Source organism: Bradyrhizobium hipponense, assembly GCF_008123965.1.
GTDB lineage: Bacteria > Pseudomonadota > Alphaproteobacteria > Rhizobiales > Xanthobacteraceae > Bradyrhizobium > Bradyrhizobium hipponense.
This window is the reverse complement of sequence record NZ_VSTH01000014.1, coordinates 208,171-230,464: the sequence shown is the minus strand read 5'-3', so window position 1 is coordinate 230,464 and position 22,294 is coordinate 208,171. Positions and strand designations below refer to the sequence as shown.

Below are 22,294 nucleotides of genomic sequence, written 5' to 3'. Positions count from 1 at the left end.
GCCCGGTCATCCATCCGACGGCGTCGCGCCGAACCCATCCGCTGGCACGTAAAGCTTGACCGGGCGGATTTCGTAGACCGCAGTCGGATTGACCTGACGCAGCGTCCGCGCCGCCGCGATTGCCTCTTCGTCCGTGTCGTATTCAACGAGGTGGAAGCCGAGGAGCTGCTCCTTGGTCTCGGCAAACGGGCCGTCCAGCACCATTCCTGCGCCGGGGCCACGCAAGGTGCGGGCCTTTCGAGTCTCATCCAGACGGGCGGCCGGCCCAAAATGTCCGCTCGCCCTTAAGGGCGCTTGAACCTCGATGACTTTGGCCACGACCGCGGCGTCATGCTCCGGCGTCCACGACAAAATCTCGTCTTCCACATGGTAGGCCAGGATGGCGTAGAGCATCGTCACCTCGTTCATTTTGTTGTCGCGAGTCCAAAGGACGTATCACCGCGCCCGCTGCCGACAAAGCCGAAACACTAAATATTGCGCCGCCACGGCGCGACGAAACCGTCCCGAAACTCGATTTCCGGCCTCTGGCGTGAACGCCGCGGGGCGGGGCCACGACTGATGACCACCAAGAACACTGGAGGCGGCAATGTCGGGTCACACCATCAAGATCATCTGCGATGCGCGTCGGGCGGGACAATCGGAGCCTGCCGATCTACACGACCATGCCGGCCATCACCGCTATTACGGCAGTTCCGCCGAGAAGGGCGGCGAGCGCATCGCCGAAAGCCGACGCGGCAAGCGCCCGCGCTCGCCTAACGTCTGCGGCTTCTGACCTTTCGCGCGACCAACGGTTGCCGCGCGTCACATTCCGCTCAGCACCTGCTTGATCAGGGTTTCCCGCAACCGGGCGAGTTCGCCGCTCGCCTCCATCTGCCCGATCACCTTTCCGACTTTCGGCACGAGATCGCGATGCCGTTCGTGCAAATGGTGGTAGATGCTGATGCGCTCGAGCGGTGGGGAGAGCGGATGGATCCTGGCCTCTAGGTTCAGTTTCCTCACCGCAACCAACCCGCTGAAGAGGTCGGTGACCATCACGTCGAAGCGGTCGGCATCGAGCATCTTGACCATGCTCTCCAGGCTGGTGGTCGCCGTGACGCGGGCCATGCCGCGCGTACCGGCCTCCGACGAGCCGACGCCGCGCACGATGCCGATGCTGTAGTCCCTGATCGAATTCCAGCCGACGACGTCGAAATGCAGTTTCGTGGTGAAGACCGCGGGCTCGATGTAGTTGATTGCAGGAGTCACCTGGATCAGCGTCGGGTAGTCGCGGGAGAGCGTTCCGATCCGCTGGATCTCGCCGTCGACCTCGCCGGCGCTCGACAGCGCGAGCGCGCGCTTGCCGGGGACGTCCTCGAATTCGAGCTTGATGTTCAGCCTGGCATAGACCGCGCGCAGCATCTCGCCGCCGACATATTGATCGGGGATGTCGGCGATGCGCGCCAGGCGGATGACCTCTTGTGCCTGCGACGGGCCGGCCGCGAGCAGCGACAGGCAGACCACGGCTATCCGCCACATCACGCATCTCCTCGGGCGCGCCTTATGGGCGTGCCCCGCTACCGCCGGATTCCGGCGCCGCGCGATCTACCGGAGCTGGCGCCTGCGCCGGGCAGCAACGCTCACAGCGCGTTCCCGCTGTCCGGCGGCTCCGGACTTTCACCGATGTCATTCTAGCACGCGAGGTGCTAGTTTGCCCGGGAATCCTGCTGCTGGGCGCAAGATATGACCCCGCCGACCTCAAGCCGCCCATGGGCCGACAGGATCGCCGCGCGCATCGCGTGCTGAGGCCGAGTCTCAACCGTTGAGTTTGCTCGAGGCTGCGATCGGCAGGCCGAGCAGGGTGTCGCCATTTTCGGGGACGTGGTGCATGGGCAACGCAGGTAACGAAGATCCCAAGCGCCGCCGCGTCATTGCGCCAGCGACTGCGAAGCAGGATTTGACCGGCATCGGCGCCGTGCTCGGGCCCACGATGTTGGCGGCGCTCCTGTCACGGATCTTCAACTGGTTGCGCAGTGGCGTCGGGCCGCGCCTGCTTGCCGCCGTGCTGCTGTTCTCATCGGCCGTGACGCTGACGCTGACCGCGCTTCAGCTCTACTTGGATTACAATCGTGAGGTCGGCCTCATCGAGACGCGGCTCGACGAGATCGGCCGCAGCACCACGGGCAGCCTCGGAGAGAGCCTGTGGAATCTCGACCAGAACCAGCTCAAGCTGCAGCTCGACGGCATTCTGCGGCTGCCCGACATCCGTGCGGCAGAGGTCCGCGAGATCGCCAATCGGCCCAATCCGATCCGCGTGGAGGTCGGCGAGCGAAGTACCCGTTCGGCCATGATCCGGGAATTTCCGCTGACCACCATGGTGCAGGGGACCTCGCGTGCCATCGGCACGCTTCAGGTCGAGGCGACGCTGACCGACGTCTATCAGCAATTGCTGAACAGGGCCCTCGTTATTCTGGCAAGCCAGGCGGCCAAGACGTTCCTCGTCTCCCTGTTCATCATCTACATGTTTCATCTGCTCGTGACGCGGCATCTCGTCGCCATCGCAGAGTTCGTCGGCAAATACAGCCTCGGGCGGCCGCCGCCGCCTCTGCGCCTGGAGCGCCGGCCGCCCGACGATCCCGACGAGCTGGACAAGGTGATTGATGCCTTCAACGCCATGTGCGCCAACCTCGAACGTGCCTATCGCGCGCTACGCGAGGCCAATGGGAATCTCGAGCGTGACCTTAAGATTCGCCGGCGCGCCGAGGAGGACGCACGCGCGAGCGAGCAGCGCTTCCGTGACTATGCCGAGACCGCATCCGACTGGTTTTGGGAGACCGGACCGGATCACGTGTTCACCTACATTTCAGATCGGGCAGATGCCTTCGGCATGGACCACAGGGCCCTGATCGGCAGGCGCCGTTCGGACGCAGCCTTCGACCACGATGCCGAGCCGCAGAAATGGCGCGAGCACATGACGATGCTGGATCGCCACGAGCCGTTCCGGAAATTCGAGTATCGCGGCCGCGATGCGGCTGGACGCGTGCGCCATTTCAGCGTCAACGGCCAGCCGGTGTTCGGCACCGACGGACGCTTCATGGGCTATCGTGGTTCGGCCACCGATCTCACCGAGCAGCACGAGACGGAGGAGCGGCTTCGCCAGTCGCAGAAGATGGATGCGATCGGCCAGCTCACCGGCGGCGTCGCGCATGACTTCAACAACGTGCTCACTGTCATCACCGGCACCATCGAGATCATCCAGGAGGGGCTGGCAGACAAGCCCGAGCTCGCCGGGATCGCCCATCTCATCGACAATGCGGCGGCGCGCGGCGCGGAGATCACCTCGCAGCTCCTGACCTTTGCGCGTCGCCAGCCGCTGGAGCCGAGCGAGATCGACGTCAACGGTCTCGTGGTCGAGGCGGCGAAGCTGTTGAAGCCGATCCTGGGCGGAAACGTCGAGATCGTGACCCGCCTCGCGGACGACGCCTGGCCGGCGATGGCGGATCCGTCGCAGCTGTCGTCGGCGATCGTCAATCTCGCCGTCAATGCGCGCGATGCGATGCCGGGCGGCGGCACGTTGACGCTCGAGACCGCCAATCGGGAATTCGACGGCGCGGACGGTGCCGGTGACGGCGACGCCACACGCGGTGCGTTCGTCATGGTCGCGGTGGCCGACACTGGCCACGGCATCCCCGCCGACATCCGCGACCGCGTGTTCGAGCCGTTCTTCACCACCAAGGGGGTCGGCCGCGGCACCGGGCTTGGGCTCAGCATGGTCTACGGCTTCGCCAAACAGAGCGGCGGCACCGTTGCGATCGAGAGCGAGGAGGGCCGCGGCACCGTGATCCGGCTGCTTCTGCCGCGATCGGCGGGCGAGGCGCCGGCGAGGACCGGGCCGGTGCAGTCGCCGGCGGCGGCACGCGGGCACGAGACGATTCTCGTGGTCGAGGACGATCCGCTGGTGCAGGGCTATGTCATCGCCCAGCTCGGCAGCCTCGGCTATCGCACGCTCGCAGCCGGCGACGGCGCAACCGCGCTTGCGCTGGTGGAGCAGGGCGCCAAATTCGATCTGCTCTTCACCGACATCATCATGCCCGGCGGCATGAACGGGCAGGAATTGGCCGAGGCCGTGCGGCGCCTCCGCCCGGGGATGAGGGTGCTCTACACGTCCGGCTATACCGACAACGCCCTCGATCACGAGGGCCATCTCGATCCCGGCGTGGCGTTGCTGAGGAAGCCGTACCGGAAGTCGGACCTGTCACTGAGGATCCGCGAGGTGCTCGCCGGCGAACTGCCTGCCTGAGTGGCACGCACGATGCCAACGAAAAGGCGCGGCGGGGAAGCCCCGTCGCGCCCCATTTCTTGCTCGCTGGTCCAGGGCTGAGAGCGCCCCGATGCCAAGCCCTTTTCAAAAGCTTAGCGGGCGATCCCAGCGAGGTGACAGCGCTTGGTAAAAGACACTGGATCACCTCCTTTCGTTGGTTGCAGAAGATCTCCATATAGGCGGCAACGCCGCTCTTGTTAAGGGGAGGCGGTCTAGGGAGGAACCAGGTCTGTTCGCGAGGGCCGGGAAGGCTGCGGAAAGCCGCCTCTTGGGCAGTTGAGACCGCCGCCGCGCCGTGTTAGGGAGCCGGTGATGCGGGTGTAGCTCAATGGTAGAGCAGCAGCCTTCCAAGCTGAATACGAGGGTTCGATTCCCTTCACCCGCTCCAGCCTTTTCAAAGACTTTCGCGTGTCGCTTGATACGCTGTCGTATTCCCCGCACGGCTCTGGACTGGCCGAGTGCGAGCTCATCAAAAACCGAATATCTTGATTTGGAGAAGAAGTACTGAACCCGGGTGTGGACATGGGCGACTACGCGCGGCATGCCGTTGTGTCCTGGGATCAACCTCGCTCACGCGGGACCGGTCGACGCCCCCGGGGTGGATCATCATCCACGGCGCAGCCACCGCGTCGCGTCGGTCTGTCGGATATTACAACATTAGCGCGATCCAAAGGGGAGATCGCGGCTTCGCAATCTTCCTCGGCGAATAGCCCACCGTTCATGGCTATGGCGGATGACACGATCGAGCGCTGCCCGCGAACCCAGTGTTTTCTCGGGCATGCAGGCGATGACTGCATTCCGGTCCTCGATGCCCTGCTCGTCAACGATCCATGTCCGCAGTTCCTCACCGGCAAGCCGAGCGGCGATCCGGTCAGGTGTCGGATCAATGTCGTTCGACACCGTCACGTTCATCACTATCCGGCCACCCGGTGCCAAGCGCGAGCGGATTGCGTCGCAGGTTGCGGCATCGAACTCATCCGTGAACCGAAATCCCGGTCCGCCGACGTCGACAGCAATGCCGTCGTAGTGCGTGCGATCATCGAACACGAATTTCCGAAAGTCGGAGACGATGCAGGGCAATTCGTCCGGCAGGTCGAAAAACTTGTGTGCAAGTACGAAGCTGATCGGATTGTTGTCGACAATGGTCAACCTCTTCCCAAGACGCCACAGTGCTGTCGCAAGATTTCCGCCGCCGCAGCCCAGAACGAGAATTTGTTCGGAGCGGGACAGTAGTTCGTCCATGAGCTTGACGTAGGTGAATACGCTTTCGCCATGGGGCGTTGCCTGACTCTGCCTCACGCCTTCTTCGAAGTACACGCGGGTTCCGTCCCAGGAATACTCAACGATTTCGATCTGCCCGTTCCTCCCTTGATAACGCCCCAGCAGTTTCACGGCCCACAACCATATTAAAAGTTGAACATCAGAACACATGCACTAAACATCTATTATCATGTGATCTGCATTGCGCCAACCGTTTCGGGAATTGCACATAATGGTTTCCGTATCTTGCGAGAAGACCGGGCTACATTGCTTCGGCACCTCGGTTCGATCCAATGAATCAGATTTGGATATGATCTATTTTCCATCTAAACTGATGCTTGAACAATAATTCGGATAGTCTTAGATGTATTGGATGGAAATCTCACTGGAGACGGCCATTTCATGATTACGGCCAACCAACTCAGGGCAGCCCGTGCGCTCCTGAACATAGATCAGCGGCAAACTGCCGATCTTGCAGATCTTTCAGTCCCTACCATCCAGCGCATGGAGGCGAGCGAGGACGTTATTCGCGGGAACGTCGATTCTCTGATGAAGCTGGTTTCTGCGTTGGAGAATGCGGGGATCGAATTGATCAATCCAGGTGTTACGAGTTCAGCCGGCGGCCGCGGCGTTCGCCTCAGGGAACATGTTACGAAGCCAAAGGCGAAGAACATGAAGCAGTCCAAGCCCTCGCTACCGCGGACTTTGGAGCGGACTCGATGAATGGCGTGGTTCGCTGACAACGGATTTTCAGATCAAAGAACGCTCCAAGCGGATACGCAGGCGCTCGTGAGTGCCGACCACGGTATGGGCGCGGCAGCGTAGGGGCCGAATTGCCAGTTCATCACCACAGGGATAGCCGAAGTCGTCTCCCGGGCCTCAAGTGGCGCTTTTTGCCGTTCGATCGAGCAGGGAAAGAAGTCCCTGCAAAATCGCAACAGGCGGTGGCGGACAGCCCGGAATATGAAGATCGACGGGAACGATTTGCGAGACCCCTCCGACCACCGCGTAGCTGCCGGCAAAACACCCGCCATCTCGTGCGCAGTCGCCGAGGGCAATGACCCATTTCGGGTCGGGGGTCGCATGATAGGTTCGCTCCAGTGCATCGCGCATGTTTTTGGTCACGGGCCCCGTGACCAAAAGAACGTCGGCGTGACGTGGCGAGGCGACGAAGCGAATACCAAAACGTTCGACGTCGTAATAAGCATTGTTCAGTGCATGGATCTCCAGCTCGCAACCATTGCATGACCCGGCATCTATTTCGCGGATCGAGAGGCTTCGGCCGAGGCGCCGCCGTGTGGCGCGCCGAATTGCAGCGGCGAGTTCCTCGACAGCTGTCTGGTCGAGGGCAGGAGCCTGCTCTGTGAGCGGCCTCTGGAAGAAACTTTGAAAGAGAAGTTTGCGCATCGTCTTCCCCTACAGGTCCTGCCCGGAATAGGAACAGTTGAACGATTTGTTGCAGAGGGGGAAGTCGGCGACGATGTTGCCTTCGATGGCGGCTTCGAGCAGCGGCCACTGAAACCATGATGGATCGCGAAGATGGCAGCGCTCGACCTGGCCGCCGTCGAGCCGGAGCCAGACCATGATGTCGCCCCTGAAACCTTCGACCAGCGCCATGCCCTCGCGCGGTCCCGGTTCGGCACTGAGTGGCGTGCGTAACGGGCCGTCGGGAAGGCGGTCCAGAATCTGGTTGGCCAGCAAAAGACTCTGCTCGACTTCCCGAATCCGAATCCAGACGCGGGCGTTCACGTCACCCTCCTCGAGCGTCGGTACCTCGAAGCGCAGATCGTCATAGGGCGGATAGCCCGGAGCCCGACGGGCGTCGAACGCGCGCCCGGACGCGCGCCCGACATATCCTCCCGCACCGTACTGTTTTGCCAGTGCGGCAGCGACGATGCCGGTACCGACCGTCCGATCCTGAAGCGACGCGGTGTTGTCGTAAAGTTCGATCAATTCGGGAAAGCGAACTTGGACATTAACGAGCGCCGCACGGATGGCTGATTGCCCCTTGGCGTCGAGATCGCGAGCCAATCCACCGGGAATGATGACGTCTCGCATCAGGCGGTGACCAAAGGCGCTGTTCGCAGCGCGCAGAAGGTCCTCGCGCAGCACGTTGCAGTGGGCCTGCATCAAGCCGAAGGACGCGTCATTGCAGATCGCGCCGATGTCGCCGAGATGGTTGGCGAGCCGTTCGAGTTCCGCAAGCAGCGCCCGCAGCCAGACGGCGCGATTCGGCACGACAAGCTGCAGCGCCGCCTCGACGGCCCTCGCAAAGGCGTAGGCATAGGCGACGGTGCTGTCGCCCGATACGCGTCCGGCCAATTGAGCGGCGCGCTCGATCGGTGCGCCTCGCATGAGCCCTTCTATCCCCTTGTGGGTATATCCAAGCCGTTGCTCCAGCCGGATCACGGTTTCCCCGCTGGCGGAAAAGCGGAAATGTCCGGGCTCAATGATGCCTGCATGCACGGGCCCGACTGCAATCTGATGCACGCCATCGCCTTCCACCGGCAGGAAACGGTAGGGCGCGGTGATCGATAGCGCGTCGATGCGATCTCCAAGCGGGAACCGTATGCCCCAATGGTTGTGATCGAGCCAGCCGCGGGGATCGGGCAAGTGTTCTGCAGACAATCCGAATAGATCGTTGGCGGTACGCTCCAATCGAAGCGCCGGCGGGTGGTGCTTGCTGACCGAGGGATAAACGCGATTGGGGCAATCGATGCTGACGACCGCGATTTCCGTTGTGTCGCGGTCGATGATCGCCATGTGTGCCGTCGAAGGCTCACCCCAGAGGCCGAGAAGGCTCCAGCGCCCCTGTGCCAACTCGTTGGCGGCAAACGCCCAAACGGAAGCATCGACCACGGAGCGTGGCCAAGGCATGTGCTGCCGGCTCGTGCGGCCTTCCAGCACCAGATCGATCAGCGACGGCATATCCCGTTCATCCCTCAATTATCCAAGAAGACGAGCCACGTGCTGGAACCAGACGACGAGCGGTGCGGGAAGATAGGTTCCTGCACACAGAACCAATGCGAGATGCGCGAGCATCGGTACGTAGGAGGCTTCCGCAGACGCCTTGCTGCCGCGAGGTTCGCCGAATGCGACGCTCGTCAGACGCAACGTCAACGCGCCAAAGGCAAGTAGAAGCCCGAACACCAGCGCGACCGCGAGCAGTGGCTGCCGTGCGAAGGTCGAACTCACGATGAGGAATTCGCTCATGAAGATGCCGAGCGGTGGCAATCCGGCGATTGCGACAACGCCCACCACGAAACCCCAGCCAAGCGCCGGATGGGTCACCGTCAAGCCCCGGATCCGGTTAATCCTCTGCGTGCCCTTGATCTGCGAGATATGGCCGACGGCGTAGAAGATCGCCGACTTGGTCAGGCTGTGCATTACCATGTGCAACAGCCCGGCAAAATTGGCAAGCGGGCCGCCCATTCCGAACGCAAAGACGATGATGCCCATGTGCTCGATCGAGGAGTAGGCGAACAGTCGTTTGATGTCCCGCCGGCGGTACAGCATGAATGCTGCGAAGATCAACGAGACGAGACCCATGGTCACCATCAATGGGCCCGGAGCAATCGCGTGCGGATTGACGGCAAGCAATATCTTGAAGCGCAGCAGCGCATAAAGCGCGACGTTCAGGAGCAGGCCCGACAGCACGGCCGATATCGGGGTTGGACCCTCGGCGTGGGCGTCCGGCAACCACGCGTGCAGCGGTGCGAGGCCGACTTTGGTTCCGTAGCCGAGAAACAGGAAAATGAAAGCGACATTGAGAAGGGCCGGATCGAACGCCGCTGCATTCTGGATCAACAGCGTCCATATCATGCCGTCCTGGCCCTCGCCTACGATCGGACGCGCCGCCATGTAGACGAGGATCGTGCCAAACAGCGCGAACGCAATTCCGACGCTGCCGAGGATGAAATACTTCCACGCCGCTTCCAGGGCCGCGTGCGTGCGATAGATCCCGACCATCAGCACCGTGGTGAGCGTCGCGATTTCCACCGCGACCCACATCAGGCCGATATTGTTCGACACGAAAGCCAGGTTCATGCCGAACATCATGGTCTGGTACATGGCGTGGTAGAAGCGCAGGTACACCGGGGTTAACCGGCCGGCTTCGAGTTCGTGGGCGATGTAGCTCGCGCTGAAGATGCTGGTCGTGAAGCCGACGAAAGTGTTGAGCACGATGAAGACGATATTGAGATCGTCGACCAGCACGTATGGTCCTGGCTGGGGGCGTTCGATAACGAACAGCGAGAGCGCCGAAACAAAGGTCAACATGCTGGCGACAACGTTCAACCGCGCTGTCAGTCGGTAGCCGGGCAGCACGGCAAGCAGCGCAGCCGAAAGGATCGGGACCAGCAGGACCGCCGCCACGGGATCTAGGGAAGCCATGGTCATCTGCGCTCGCCCCGGTAATCGTCGAGGGCGGAGACGTCAACGGAATCGAAGCGCTCGCGGATCCGGAATAGGAAGATGCCGATGACGATGAAAGCGATCAGGATCGAGAAGGCGACGCTGATTTCGACGACCAGCGGCATCCCTTTGGCGCCGGTCGCCGCCAGCACCAGACCGTTCTCAAGCGACATGAATCCGACGACCTGACTGACGGCATTGCGTCGCGTCACCATGACCAGTAGTCCGAGAAGCACGACCGACAATGCGAATGCGAGATCTTCGCGGGCCAATGGATCGGCGTCGGCGGTTACTCGCAGCATCAGGACCATGGAGAGGGCGACCAATGCCATCCCGGCCAGCATGGTCAGGCCGATGCTCACGGCTGACTCGATGTCGCGATGAATGCCGAGCTGCTTGACAATACGGTGCAATGCCACCGGAATGACGATTGCCTTGAAGACGAGGGCGATGACCGCCGTGATGTAGAGATGAGGCGCGTCCTGGATGTAGGCCTGCCAGGCGACGGAAAGTGCAAGTACCACGGCGTGGAGTGCAAAGACGTTGAGCAGCGAATAAAGTCTATCCTGGTACAGCATCATGAAGCTGATCAGGACAAGGCCGCCGGCAAGCGTATGCGAGATGTCGAAGGCGAGGCTGTGCATCTGCATCAGAAACTCTTCGACACGAATAGGAGGAGCGTACCGAGCAAGCCCAGCATGAGCGCGGCCCCAAGAAATTGCGGAATACGGAAGACCCTCATTTTGGCGGTGGCGGTCTCGAACAGCGCAAGGAAAAAGCCGGCGGCCGCCAGTTTGACGACGTAGGCGCCGGCACCGGCGGCGTAGGCCAACGGGCCAGTGCCGAACAGGGCGATCTTCCAGGGCAAGAACACGCAAGCGATCAGTGAGATGTAGAGCAAGAGCTTGAGAAACGCGCCGAATTCGATCATGGCGAGATGGCGGCCCGAATATTCGAGCACCATTGCCTCATGCACCATGGTGAGCTCCAGATGAGTGGTAGGATTGTCGACCGGGATGCGCGCGTTTTCGGCCAGCGCCACCATGATGAGTGCGATGACCGCCATTCCAAGTGAGACCCGCAGTCCGACGTAGGACGAGGCCATGAAATTGGCGACGGTCGAAAGTTGGGTCGAGCCGGCAACCAGCGCAATGCAAAAGAAAACCAGCAGCATCGCGGGCTCGGCGAGGGCAGCGATCATCACTTCGCGGCTGGAGCCGATGCCGCCAAAGCTGGTGCCTACGTCCATTCCGGCAAGAGCCAGAAAGAAGCGCGCGCTTCCGAGCAGCGCAACGATGGCGATCAGGTCGGCCGTCCAATTGAACAACAGGCCGGTCGCAAAGGTCGGCACCAAAGCGGCGGCAACCCAGATCGCGGCAAAGGTCACATAGGGTGTCACGCGGAACAGCCACGAGGTGTTCTCAGCCAGCACCACCTCCTTGCGAAGCAGGCGTAGCAGATCGCGATAGGGCTGAAAGACCGAGGCACCCTGGCGGCGCACCAGCCTTGCCTTGATCTTGCGCACGAAGCCGGTAAGGAGCGGCGCAAGCAGCAGCACCAGCAACATCTGCACACCCTGCACGATGATGTCCGAGATCACGACCATATCGCAAGCACCAGAAGCAGGGTGACGAGGGTTGCAAAGACGAGACTGAGATATCGCCGGATGGTCAGGAATTGCAGGCGGTTGAGCCGGTCGGAAGAAAAGCCGACCGCCCCCACGATCGGTAGATAAACCCCCTCCCAGACCAGATCGTGCAATTCGATCCTGAGCCGTGCCGGCCTGACATCTCCGGGTGCGGGCATATCGACATGGTCGCGGGCGCGGAACACGAGTGTGCCGAAAACGCGGCGGATCGGCTGCGCGAAGCTTTCAGCCGAATACTGGGCTGCAGGAGTGGGATCGGAAAAACCGCAACCCCAGGCGGGCCCCCGCCGGAGCGCATGCGAGGCGAAGCGATGGATCACGAAGACGGAAAGGGAAGCGGATACCGTGATGAATATCATCACCAGCAATCCGTTGTATGAACTGCGGCTCTCTGCAATCGGTGCGATTGAAAGCCAGGGTTCATCGGCCTGGATCGGCATGCGGCCACCCAGGATGTCGATCGTGATCGGCGCAAGCGCATCGATCACCAGCCCCGGCAGGACGCCGGCGAGCAGGCAAAGTGCGGCAAGGATAAACATAGCTGACAACGAGTAGCGATCGACCTCGTGGGCGGCTTCTGCTGCCGTACTGCGCGGCCGCCCGAGAAATGTCACGCCGAACGCCTTGACGAAGCATGCCGCGGCCAACGCAGCCGCCAGGGCCAATAGCGCGCCGACCGCCGGCACCATGATCTTTAGTGCCCATTGCGGCAACTCCGGGCTTTGCAGCACGGCCTGGAACATCAACCATTCCGAAACGAAACCGTTGAAAGGCGGCAGAGCCGAGATCGCGACGCAGCCAACGAGAACGACGAAGCTGGTGAATGGCATGCGATGGATGAGACCACCGAGCTTGTCCATATCCCGCTCGCCAGTCGCAGTCAGGACGGCGCCGGCTCCAAAAAACAGCAGGCTCTTGAAGAAGGAGTGGTTGAGCACGTGAAACAGCGCGGCGGTGAAGGCCAGCGCTGCTGCCAGCTTCTGCCCATTGGCCTGAAAGGCCAGGGCAAGGCCGAGGCCCGCAAAAATGACGCCAATATTCTCAATTGTGCTATAGGCCAACAGGCGCTTCAGATCCTTTTCCATCAAGGCGTAGAGAATCCCCATGACGGCGGTGGTGCCGCCGAGGAAAAGCACGACGACGCTTGCCGGCCAGATTGGCTGCCCCAGCAGATCGAATGTGACGCGAATGAAGCCGTAGATCGCCACCTTGGTCATGACGCCGCTCATCAGCGCTGAAACGTGACTTGGCGCTGCGGGATGTGCGAGCGGCAGCCACACGTGCAACGGTACAAGGCCAGCCTTTGAGCCTGCTCCGAGCAACATCAGGATCAATACCAGCGCGGCCACGTAAGGCGTGTGGCGGGCCGCGCGAATGGCCGCAAATCCATAGTCTCCAGTCGGTCCTGCCAACAGACCGAAGGCCAATAGCAACGCCAGCGTACCGAAGCTCGCCATGACCAGATAGACGTAACTTGCCTTCGCATTGTCTGGCTCGCGGTGATGCGCCATGACCAGCGCCCATGACGCCAGCGACATAAACTCCCAACAGAGCAGATAGGAAAACGCATCGTCCGCCAGCACCACAAGATTCATGCCGGCCAGAAAGGCAGGAAAGAAAGGCAGCACGCGATGCGGCGCTGGATCATGGTGGCCATAGCCCAGACCATAAAGGCTTGCTGACGCCCCACCCAGATTGACCACAACGAGAAAGAACGACGCCAGCGCATCCAGGCGGAAATGGGCGCCAAGCCACGGGAGCCCGACCGGCAAGACCAGGCCGGAGGCATTCGGGGCCTCGCCGACCAGAAAGCGGATCGATCCGAACAATGCGACAAGGGAAACTGCCGTGGTGGCGCAGTATATGATTGTCGTGGAGGTCTTTGCGCGACTGAGCACGATCGCGAGCACGGCGATCCCCAACAATCCCGCGACGCATGACATTTGCAGAACGAGGGAAGACATCAGGCAGAGCCCCTCGTTCCGTTCGATGATTCTTGTTCGGACTGATTGTGCGGGTAGGTTTTTGCCGAACCCGAATTCATCTTCAGTCGCACTCCGCGTCCTTGAGAGTCGCTGACGGCGCCTTCGTCGATTATCTCGATCCCGGCTTCGTCGAATGCGGCGATCAGCTTGACCAGCGAGCCGACATTGCCTCGAACTATCGTTTCGCTCGCTTCCATTCGCTGGATTGTTGGGACCGACAGTCCGGAGAGTTCGGCAAGTCGGCGCTGATCGATGCCGAGAAGCAGCCTGGCAGCCCGCAATTGAGCTGCCGTGATCATCGATATCTGCTTCACCGTCGGGATTCCAGCCAATATTAAATCATTTTTGTATCCTAACTAATGAGGTAATTTTGTCAAGAAATGATATCTAGGATATCTATTCTAAGGGATCCGTTTTGGGCGCTGGTATACGCGCTTGCAGGGGGCCAGGCATAACGATTACCGCGCAGCAGCGCTCCAAATCTGACGTCGCAGTTTTTGTGGAACGGCGCCTCAGCGGTACTGCTGGTCCAATCCTCATTCGCAAATTTCGCGGCGCGCCACCGAGTCGACGGAGGTGCGAACTCCGACCGCACCGCGCTGAAAGCGGGAAGCCAACCCTTCCGCAGGAACCTTCGCGGCAAGCACGAGTTAGGCGGATCGGGGTGAAATGTCACGAGGCCAACCGTGCAAGAAGCTGTGCGCCTGCGCTCCACCGCGCAAATCGCCGGCCGTCCAATTCATCCGATGCTGGTGCCGGTTCCGATCGCGTGCTTCGTCGGCGCGTTGCTGACCGACATTGCCTATGTCGTCTCCGCCGAGATCATGTGGGCGGATTTTTCGGCCTGGCTTTTACTCGTCGGCGTGATCTTCGGCGTGCTGGCGGCCGTTGCAGGGCTGACCGATTTTCTCGGCAACCGGCTGGTGCGGGCGCAGACGCCGGCGTGGCCGCATCTGATCGGAAACGGGCTGGCGCTGATCCTGGCGATCGTCAATGCGTTGATCCACACGCGCGACGCCTGGACCTCGGTGTGGCCGACGGGGCTCATTCTTTCGGTGATCACTGTGCTGATCCTCCCCATCACCGGCTGGCTCGGCTGGGCCATGGTGTATCGCCACGGCGTGGGAGTTGCGCCATGAGATCGATGCTTGCCCGCGCGCTGCTGTGCTCTTCGCTGCTGTGTCTCGCCGGCTGCGATGACGGCAGCGGCGATCCCAAGGCGCAAGTCGGCCCCAACCCGACGCTGCCCGACATCCAGCAATATCTGCTGCCGCCGATCCACATCGCGCGCATTATCGGCTGGAAGAAGGACGAGACGCCGACAGTCGCGCAGGGCCTGCAGGCCAAGGCATTCGCAACGGGCTTGCAGCATCCGCGCTCCCTCTACGTGCTTCCCAATGGCGACGTGCTGGTGGTGGAATCCAAGGCGCCGAAGGGCGCACCGATCAAGCGGCCCAAGGAAATCGTGATGGGCTTCGTCGAATCCTGGGCGACATCCGGCGGCGATAGCGGTCCGAGCAACCGCATCACGCTGCTCCGCGACAGCAATGGCGACGGCGTGCCGGAGACGCAGAGCGTGTTCCTCGACCATCTCAACTCGCCATTCGGCGTCGCGCTGGTCGGCAACGATCTCTATCTCGCCAACACCGACGCGATCGTCAGATATCCCTATACCGAAGGCGACACCAAGATCACCGCGCCGGGCACGGTGCTGACGCAGCTGCCGGGCGAGCCGATTAACCATCACTGGACCAAGAGCCTGGTCGCGAGCCCCGACGGATCGAAGCTCTATGTCGGCGTCGGCTCCAACAGCAACATCACCGAGAACGGCATGGAAGCCGAGCACAATCGCGCCGCGATCCTCGAGGTCGATCGCGCCAGTGGCCGCTGGCGCATCTTTGCAAGCGGCTTGCGCAATCCAAACGGCCTCAGCTTCGAGCCGCAGACCGGGGCGCTGTGGACGGTGGTGAACGAGCGCGACGAACTCGGCCCCGATCTCGTGCCCGATTACATGACCTCAGTGAAGGACGGCGGCTTCTATGGCTGGCCCTACAGCTATTACGGCCAGCACGTCGATCCGCGCGTCAAGCCGGAGCGGCCGGATCTCGTCGCCAAGGCGATCGTGCCGGACTACGCGCTGAGCTCGCATGTCGCGCCGCTCGGGCTCGCCTTCAACACCAGCAACAGCCTGCCGAGCGCCTATCGTGGCGGCGCGTTCGTCGGCGAGCATGGCAGCTGGAATCGCCAGGTGCTGAACGGCTACAAGGTCGTGTTCGTGCCGTTCAGCGACGGCAAGCCGAGCGGACCGGCGCAGGACGTCATCACCGGCTTTCTGAACAACGACAATCAGGCGCGCGGGCGCCCCGTCGGTGTCGCCATCGACAAGACCGGCGCGCTGCTGGTCGCTGACGACAGTGGCAACACGGTGTGGCGGGTCACGGCAACGCATCCGCAGGTCACGCAACGATAGACCTTGAGAACGGGAGGAGTTGGACAATGGGTCTTGCTCAATACGCCATCGTTCCGGTCGAGGACGAATGGGGCGTGCTGCACGACGGTAACGTCAACGGCACATACGCCACCAAGGAATCGGCATTTGAATCGGCGGTGGCTGCTGCCTCCTTGGCGCTGCGCCAGGGGCATGAGGTTCACGTCAGCGCACCCGGCCGTGAGAAGGGCGAGACTGCACTCGGGAGCTAGCTCAGCCGGAAAGGACGAATGCTTCAACCATTGCTCCTGGTGTTGCCTTCGTAGAGCCGACCTGCGGCTGGCGCCGCGGTGCTATTCGGAACCGACGTTTCCTGATCGCGGCGCTTGCGGGTAAGACATTCCGCACAGGCGTGATCCGCGCCTGCCGGGTGGGTGACGATTGGAATGCGGTTCCTGAAATCTGACAGCAGGCTCATCGGCGTCCTGCTGGTGCTGGCGATCACCCAACTGGTCGGGTGGGGCACGATCGGGCTTCCCGCCATCGTCGGGCGCGAGATCGCGGCCGATCTCGGCATGAGCCTGCCGGCGGTGTTCGCCGGCACCTCGGTTCTCTATATCGCGATGGGGCTGTGCGCCCCTTGGCTGGCCGGCGTGTTTGCCCGGCATGGCGCGCGAAAGGTCATGATGACCGGCACGGTTCTGGCCGCACCCGGATTTATTCTCCTGTCCCTGGCGCGCGAGCCGGTGCTCTATTTCGCCGCCTGGATCGTCCTCGGCATGGCCGGCAGCGCCACGCTCTCGACCGGCGCCTACATCATGCTGAACGAGGTCGCCGGGCGGCAGGCCAAGAACGCCATCGGCGCGCTGATGCTGGTGACGGGGCTGTCGAGCAGCATCTTCTGGCCGGCCACGTCGTTCCTGAGCGCTCACCTCGGCTGGCGCTGGACCTGCCTCGTCTACGCGGCCGTGCTGATCCTCATCTCCGTTCCGCTCTATGCATTCGCCGCTCCGCGCCGCAGCGTCGCCAAGGGTGAGGGCGGTACGGCGGTCAAGCCTACGGATGCGCCTGCGATCCCCCGAAGCACGTTCGGCCTCGTCGTCGCTGCCATCACGCTCAATGCTTTCGTCAATTTCGGCCTCGGCGCCATCATGATCGAGCTGCTCCGGGCAGAGGGGCTGCCGCCGGCGCAGGCGCTCGCCTTCGGCTCGATGCTCGGCGTGATCCAGGTCAGCGCTCGTGGGCTCGACTTCCTCGGCGCCGGGCGATGGGACGGCATCACGACGGGCCTGGTCGCGGGCACGGCGCTGCCGGTCGCGATGCTGCTGCTGATGATGAGCGAGGGGACGACCTGGGCGGTCGCTGTCTTCATTCTCCTCTATGGCGCCGGCAGCGGCGCGATGGCGGTGGCGCGGGCAACGATCCCGCTGGTCTTCTACGACCAGGCCGCGTTCACCAGGGCAATGTCGATGATCGCGCTGCCGCTCAATCTGGCCTCCGCGCTTTCTCCACCCCTGCTTGTCGGCCTGCTCACCCAGTTCGGCAGCCGCGGTGCGCTCGGTCTCACCTTTGCCTGCTCCTGCGCAACGGTGCTGATCTTGCTCCTGCTCGGCCGGCGGCGACCACAGGTGGCTGCGGCCGGTGCGGTGTGATATTCGCGTCGCGGAATTCACCACCGGGCGGCCCGGCGGGCGGATGGCCGTATGCTCGGAGTGCAGTGCTCAGCGCCCCAAAATAGTGTATCCGCAGGAAGCGCAGGTCCGCTTCCAGCCGCCGCGCCAAGACCCAGTTCCCGGAGGACATCGACATGTCGGCCCTGCCGCTTTCAGGCATCAAGATCCTTGACCTCACGCGCGTGCTCGCGGGACCTTTGTCGGCCCAGATGCTGGGCGATCTCGGTGCGGAGGTGATCAAGATCGAGCGGCCGGGCACCGGCGACGACGCGCGCGCGTTCGGCCCGCCATACCTGGCCGACCCCGAGGGCAAGGCCAACAACAACAACTCGTTCTATCTCTGCGCCAACCGCAACAAGAAGTCGGTCACCGTCAATATCGCCAAGCCCGAAGGGCAGGCGATTATCCGTGAGCTTGCCAAAGACGTCGACGTCTTCATGGAGAACTACAAGGTCGGCGACCTCAAGCGCTACGGGCTCGATTACGAGTCGATCAAGGCGACCAACCCCGGCATCATCTATTGCTCGGTGACCGGCTTCGGCCAGACCGGCCCTTACGCGCCGCGCGCGGGCTATGATGCCATCCTGCAGGCAATGGGCGGCCTGATGAGCGTCACCGGCCATATGGACGGCGAGCCGGGCGAGGGCCCCATGAAAGTCGGTCCCTCCATCGTCGACTACATGACCGGCATGAATACCTCGATCGGGATTCTCTCGGCGCTTTACCATCGCGACGCCAATGATGGTGTGGGACAGCATCTCGACGTCTGCCTGCTCGACACGGTGATCGCCTCGCTCAGCCACTGGCTGCAGATCTACCTCGTCAACGGCACAACCCCGCCGCGGCGCGGCACCTGGGGCAATGGCGGCATGCCGGCCGGCGTGTTCCGCTGCACCGACGGCGAGCTGATGCTGGTGGTCGGCAATGACGGCCAGTTCCAGCGCACCTGCGCGGTGCTTGGGGAGCCCGAGCTCGCCAACGACAAGCGCTTCCTCAAGAACAACGACCGCGTCGTGCACGGCAAGGAGATCATGGCGATTTTCGCCGGCCTGTTCCTGAAAAAGCCGGTGGCCTACTGGCTCGATGAGCTCGAGAAGGCCGGCGTGCCCTCAGGCCCCATCAACGATTTCTCGCAAGTGTTTTCCGATCCGCACGTGCAGGAGCGTGGCATGCGGGTGAAGACGAAGCACAAGTTCGAGCCGGAGCTGTCGCTGATCCGCAACGCGCTGACCTTCTCGGAGACCCCGATCGAGACCTACCGCGCTCCGCCGCTGCTCGGGGAGCACACCCAGGAGGTGCTCGACGGCAAACTCGGCTATGATGCCGGTAAGATCGAGACGCTGAAGCAGCAGGGCGTGATCTGACGCTTTTGTCCCCTTGTGGGAGAGGATGGCTCGCCGCGGCGATGAAAAGCCTCGGCGCGTTCGTCGAGACCGCGCATGATGCTCGGGCTTGCCTGAGGCTTGCGCGCAATCCCCAGATAAACCCGGTCCGTACTTACACAGGCTTCCGCTCCGCGCGCGACTCTGATTCGATCCTCCTACTCAGTCCGGGGAGGGAACGAATGTCCTACACGATCGGGTTTCAAGCCAAGAACCAGAAGGCGATCCTGGCGACCGAGGCGGCAACGGCCAACCAGGCCGTCGCGATCATTGCCGCGCTGCGGCAAAGCGCCGACGAGATAAAGTTCATCCGCTCGCCGCAGGAAGGCGAGATGGGTATCGAGATGCTGCTGCTGCTCGCCAAGGAAGAGGCCGAGGAGATGCCGCAGCACGCCTAGAGCATGATCCGGATCTGAAGGGCCGCGTTAGCGCAAAGTGTGCAGCGGTTTTCCGAAAAGATCATGCTCAAACAATAAGCTAAAGCGCGATTCCATCGCGCTTTAGTCTGCGATCACACTTCGATTAGAAGCGAAGCATGCCGACTGCAAGATGGTGTAGTCAGGCGCTGTTCTCGCTCGAATCGAAGGTGGCCGCCCATGAAACGCGAAGCGCTCCGCGTCGAACCGATCTCGACATTTCTCGATCGCTGGAAGGCCCCGACCTCGCCGGTGACGCGGGCCGGCAACATGATCTTCGTCGCCGGCCTGCCGCCGTTCGACCCCGAGACGGGCGAGATCGCGGCGGCGCCGATCGAACGTCAGAGCGAGCTCATCATGGAACAGATGAAGCTGTGCCTTCAGACCGCGGGCGCCAGCCTCGACAACGTCATGAAGTGCAACGTTTACTGCACCTCCGTGAAGCATTTCGCCGCGTTCAACGCGGTCTATGCGCGCTACTTCCCGCACGATCCACCAGCGCGGATCTTCGTCTGCACGCCAGAATGGTTCGGCCCCTTCGACGTCGAGATCGACTGCATCGCGATGATGTGAGCGCGCACTAGCGCGCGTCTCTCGCCAGCGCGCGCGCCGGCGCCTTCGCCTCCATTCGTCCCGCCGTCAGCGCTATCGTCGCGACGCTGACCACGCGGGCGACCACATCCTCGACGTCGTCGAGATCGCATTTGCCTTCCGACAGCTTCGTCAGCCGCTCACTCTCGCGGATGGTGTGGTGCGCCATCGCGAGCGCAAAATTGAGGCCCCAATAGATCTCGACATCGCTGCGGTCGGGTAGGGAGCGTCGCATCGCGCCGACGAACTTTCGCAGATGGTCGATCTCGCGGTTCTTGATGCGGCGGATCGGCGGCACGGACTCGATCGAGGCGCGGATCATGAAGCGCGCTGCGGTCGAGCGCTGGTTCTGCGGGCCCAGGCAGCCGCGCAAGGTCGGGCCGACCAGGGCGCGCAAGATCACCTCGATCGGCGCGCGGCCGCCGCCTTGCTCTTCGGCCGTTTTCAATTCGTGCAGGCGCTCGCGGTTGGTCGCGATCGAGCGCGTGACGAATAGTTCCGCGATCAACTCGTCCTTCGAGCCGAAATGATAGTTCACCGCCGCCAGGTTGACATTGGCCTCGGCGACGATGTCGCGCAGCGTCACGTCGCCGAAACCGCGATCGGCATAGAGCCGCTCGGCGGCGGCGAGAATGGCAGACCTCGTATGATCGCTGGCCATGGATGCCCTCTTCGGAGGGAGTTGCAATTCAAACAGTTGTATGAAACTATCGTTTGAAGGTTGGAAATGTCAATCCGCAATCGGGACCCGTTCGCATCTCGCGACAGGACGTCCGGAGGGTTCGCAAGGTTCGCATTCGCGCTTGCGGACCGGCGCAAGCGGGAGGACAGTCCGGCGCAAAAGAGCGTTGCAAAAGAGAGAGACGAGGAGCGTCCCATGGATTTCGATCTGTCGCCCAAGCAGAAGGAATGGCTCGACCGCGTGCAGTCCTTCATGACCAAGCACGTGCGCCCTGCGGTGCCGATCTACAACGAGCAGGACAAGAGCGGCGATCGCTGGAAGGTGATCCCGGTCCTGGAAGATCTCAAGAAGAAGGCGAAGGCCGAAGGCCTCTGGAACATGTTCATGCCGCCAAACGAGCATGAGGACGATGAATTCCGCGGCGCGGGCCTGACCAATCTCGAATATGCGCTGCTCTCGGAGCAGATGGGCCACATCTCCTGGGCTTCGGAAGTGTTCAACTGTTCCGCGCCGGACACCGGCAATATGGAAGTGTTCATGCGCTACGGCTCCAAGGAGCAGAAGCGCAAATGGCTGCGTCCGCTGATGGATGGCGAGATCCGCTCTGCCTTCCTGATGACGGAACCGGCGGTGGCGTCGTCGGATGCGACCAACATCGAGACCAGCATCGAGAAGGACGGCGATCACTACGTCATCAACGGCCGCAAATGGTGGTCGTCCGGCGTCGGCGATCCCCGCTGCAAGATCGCGATCCTGATGGGTAAGACCGATTTCAAGGCGGCCAAGCATCAGCAGCAGTCGCAGATTTTGGTTCCGCTCGACACCCCCGGCATCAAGGTCGAGAAGATGCTGCCCGTGTTCGGCTTCGACGATGCGCCGCATGGCCACGCCCAGGTGCTGCTCGAGAACGTGCGGGTGCCGAAAGGGAACATCCTGCTCGGGGAGGGCCGCGGCTTCGAGATCGCGCAGGGCCGCCTCGGTCCGGGCCGCATCCATCACTGCATGCGCACCATCGGCAAGGCCGAGGAGGCGCTGGAGAAGATGGTGAAGCGGCTGATGTCGCGCACCGCCTTCGGCAAGAAGATCGTCGAGCATTCGGTGTGGGAGCAGCGCATCGGCGAGGCCCGCACCAACATCGAGATGACGCGTCTGCTCTGCCTCAAGGCCGCCGACATGATGGACAAGGTCGGCAACAAGACCGCGCAAGCTGAGATCGCCATGATCAAGGTCGCAGCGCCCAACATGGCGCTGAAGATCATCGACGAGGCGATCCAGGCTTTTGGCGGCGCAGGCGTCTCGGACGAGGCCGGCCTTGCCAAGGACTATGCGGGCATCCGCACGCTGCGTCTCGCTGACGGTCCGGACGAGGTGCACAATCGCGCCATTGCCAGACTTGAAGTTCGGAAGTATGCAAATTCTCCCAATCGTTAACAGGGAGAGCCTGCTGGCGCTCCCGACTTAAGAAACGACAGGGCATGATCCGTGATCAGCGCCGCTTGACGCAAGTGCGTCAGCGGTG

Annotated in this window: 22 protein-coding genes and 1 tRNA gene; 12 read left to right on the top strand and 11 right to left on the bottom strand. The window is 62.3% G+C overall.

The features are described from left to right. Positions 1-6: 6 nt before the first annotated feature. Positions 7-393 (bottom strand): YciI family protein, encoded by a 387-nt coding sequence (locus tag FXV83_RS03990; protein ID WP_148737995.1) that lies wholly within the window; start codon positions 391-393, stop codon positions 7-9. 193 nt (positions 394-586) lie between these two features. Here FXV83_RS03990 and FXV83_RS03985 point away from each other — a divergent pair, with 193 nt between their 5' ends. Then, positions 587-772 carry a hypothetical protein gene (locus FXV83_RS03985; protein WP_148737886.1) on the top strand — a complete coding sequence of 62 codons (186 nt, stop codon included), beginning with the start codon at positions 587-589 and terminating at the stop codon, positions 770-772. 29 nt (positions 773-801) lie between these two features. Here the strand turns inward: FXV83_RS03985 and FXV83_RS03980 are convergent, their stop codons facing one another. Next, positions 802-1,515 (bottom strand): substrate-binding periplasmic protein, encoded by a 714-nt coding sequence (locus tag FXV83_RS03980; RefSeq protein ID WP_187435636.1) that lies wholly within the window; start codon positions 1,513-1,515, stop codon positions 802-804. 349 nt (positions 1,516-1,864) lie between these two features. Between FXV83_RS03980 and FXV83_RS03975 the strand changes: the two genes are divergently transcribed. Beyond that, a complete protein-coding gene (locus FXV83_RS03975; RefSeq protein ID WP_148737884.1) occupies positions 1,865-4,276 on the top strand; it encodes an ATP-binding protein in 2,412 nt (803 codons plus the stop codon). Positions 4,277-4,611: 335 nt separating this feature from the next. Further along, positions 4,612-4,685 (top strand) — tRNA-Gly (locus tag FXV83_RS03970). Between the two features lie 269 nt (positions 4,686-4,954). Here FXV83_RS03970 and FXV83_RS03965 read toward each other — a convergent pair. Then, positions 4,955-5,689: a polyamine aminopropyltransferase gene (locus FXV83_RS03965; protein ID WP_235939301.1), complete on the bottom strand. Its 735-nt coding sequence runs from the start codon at positions 5,687-5,689 to the stop codon at positions 4,955-4,957. Positions 5,690-5,959: 270 nt separating this feature from the next. Between FXV83_RS03965 and FXV83_RS03960 the strand changes: the two genes are divergently transcribed. Continuing rightward, positions 5,960-6,280: a helix-turn-helix domain-containing protein gene (locus FXV83_RS03960; protein ID WP_148737882.1), complete on the top strand. Its 321-nt coding sequence runs from the start codon at positions 5,960-5,962 to the stop codon at positions 6,278-6,280. A gap of 156 nt (positions 6,281-6,436) precedes the next feature. On the opposite strand, the gene FXV83_RS03955 is transcribed toward FXV83_RS03960, so the two are convergent. From FXV83_RS03955 to FXV83_RS03925, 7 genes are read right to left on the bottom strand one after another with little or no spacing between them, the layout of a single operon-like run. Beyond that, positions 6,437-6,964: an NADH-quinone oxidoreductase subunit B family protein gene (locus tag FXV83_RS03955; RefSeq protein WP_148737881.1), complete on the bottom strand. Its 528-nt coding sequence runs from the start codon at positions 6,962-6,964 to the stop codon at positions 6,437-6,439. A 9-nt stretch (positions 6,965-6,973) separates the two neighbouring features. Beyond that, on the bottom strand, positions 6,974-8,485 hold the full coding sequence (locus tag FXV83_RS03950; RefSeq protein WP_148737880.1) for a hydrogenase large subunit: 1,512 nt from the start codon (positions 8,483-8,485) through the stop codon (positions 6,974-6,976). A gap of 18 nt (positions 8,486-8,503) precedes the next feature. Continuing rightward, entirely contained in the window at positions 8,504-9,955 is a 1,452-nt protein-coding gene (locus FXV83_RS03945; RefSeq protein ID WP_148737879.1) for a hydrogenase 4 subunit F, read from the bottom strand. Further along, positions 9,952-10,614: a hydrogenase-4 component E gene (locus FXV83_RS03940; RefSeq protein WP_167770753.1), complete on the bottom strand. Its 663-nt coding sequence runs from the start codon at positions 10,612-10,614 to the stop codon at positions 9,952-9,954. Before FXV83_RS03940 ends, FXV83_RS03945 begins: the two co-directional genes overlap by 4 nt. 5 nt (positions 10,615-10,619) lie before the next feature. Beyond that, on the bottom strand, positions 10,620-11,576 hold the full coding sequence (locus tag FXV83_RS03935; protein ID WP_148737878.1) for a respiratory chain complex I subunit 1 family protein: 957 nt from the start codon (positions 11,574-11,576) through the stop codon (positions 10,620-10,622). Then, positions 11,567-13,582, bottom strand: a complete 2,016-nt coding sequence (gene hyfB, locus FXV83_RS03930) for a hydrogenase 4 subunit B (RefSeq protein ID WP_148737877.1) — start codon at positions 13,580-13,582, stop codon at positions 11,567-11,569. The genes FXV83_RS03935 and hyfB overlap by 10 nt, the downstream gene beginning before the upstream one ends. Continuing rightward, entirely contained in the window at positions 13,582-13,902 is a 321-nt protein-coding gene (locus FXV83_RS03925) for a helix-turn-helix domain-containing protein (RefSeq protein ID WP_148737994.1), read from the bottom strand. The genes hyfB and FXV83_RS03925 overlap by 1 nt, the downstream gene beginning before the upstream one ends. A gap of 447 nt (positions 13,903-14,349) precedes the next feature. On the opposite strand from FXV83_RS03925, the gene FXV83_RS03920 reads away from it, so the two are divergent. The 7 genes from FXV83_RS03920 (at position 14,350) to FXV83_RS03890 (ending at position 20,075) form a co-directional block, all read left to right on the top strand. Further along, positions 14,350-14,742, top strand: coding sequence for a DUF2231 domain-containing protein (locus FXV83_RS03920; RefSeq protein ID WP_430648926.1), 393 nt, complete (start codon positions 14,350-14,352; stop codon positions 14,740-14,742). Further along, positions 14,739-16,073 carry a PQQ-dependent sugar dehydrogenase gene (locus FXV83_RS03915; RefSeq protein ID WP_148737875.1) on the top strand — a complete coding sequence of 445 codons (1,335 nt, stop codon included), beginning with the start codon at positions 14,739-14,741 and terminating at the stop codon, positions 16,071-16,073. The genes FXV83_RS03920 and FXV83_RS03915 overlap by 4 nt, the downstream gene beginning before the upstream one ends. A gap of 26 nt (positions 16,074-16,099) precedes the next feature. Then, a complete protein-coding gene (locus tag FXV83_RS03910; protein ID WP_148737874.1) occupies positions 16,100-16,303 on the top strand; it encodes a hypothetical protein in 204 nt (67 codons plus the stop codon). A 174-nt stretch (positions 16,304-16,477) separates the two neighbouring features. Next, the gene (locus tag FXV83_RS03905; protein WP_148737873.1) at positions 16,478-17,683 is read left to right on the top strand and encodes an MFS transporter; all 1,206 of its coding nucleotides are present in this window, start codon (positions 16,478-16,480) and stop codon (positions 17,681-17,683) included. A 155-nt stretch (positions 17,684-17,838) separates the two neighbouring features. Continuing rightward, complete coding sequence (locus FXV83_RS03900; RefSeq protein WP_148737872.1) at positions 17,839-19,068, top strand: CaiB/BaiF CoA transferase family protein; 1,230 nt, start codon at positions 17,839-17,841, stop codon at positions 19,066-19,068. 200 nt (positions 19,069-19,268) lie between these two features. Further along, positions 19,269-19,484 (top strand): hypothetical protein, encoded by a 216-nt coding sequence (locus FXV83_RS03895; protein WP_148737871.1) that lies wholly within the window; start codon positions 19,269-19,271, stop codon positions 19,482-19,484. Between the two features lie 198 nt (positions 19,485-19,682). Beyond that, entirely contained in the window at positions 19,683-20,075 is a 393-nt protein-coding gene (locus FXV83_RS03890) for a RidA family protein (RefSeq protein WP_148737870.1), read from the top strand. Positions 20,076-20,082: 7 nt separating this feature from the next. On the opposite strand, the gene FXV83_RS03885 is transcribed toward FXV83_RS03890, so the two are convergent. Next, the gene (locus FXV83_RS03885) at positions 20,083-20,754 is read right to left on the bottom strand and encodes a TetR/AcrR family transcriptional regulator (RefSeq protein WP_148737869.1); all 672 of its coding nucleotides are present in this window, start codon (positions 20,752-20,754) and stop codon (positions 20,083-20,085) included. Between the two features lie 216 nt (positions 20,755-20,970). Between FXV83_RS03885 and FXV83_RS03880 the strand changes: the two genes are divergently transcribed. Beyond that, positions 20,971-22,206 (top strand): acyl-CoA dehydrogenase family protein, encoded by a 1,236-nt coding sequence (locus FXV83_RS03880; RefSeq protein WP_148737868.1) that lies wholly within the window; start codon positions 20,971-20,973, stop codon positions 22,204-22,206. Positions 22,207-22,294: the final 88 nt, after the last annotated feature.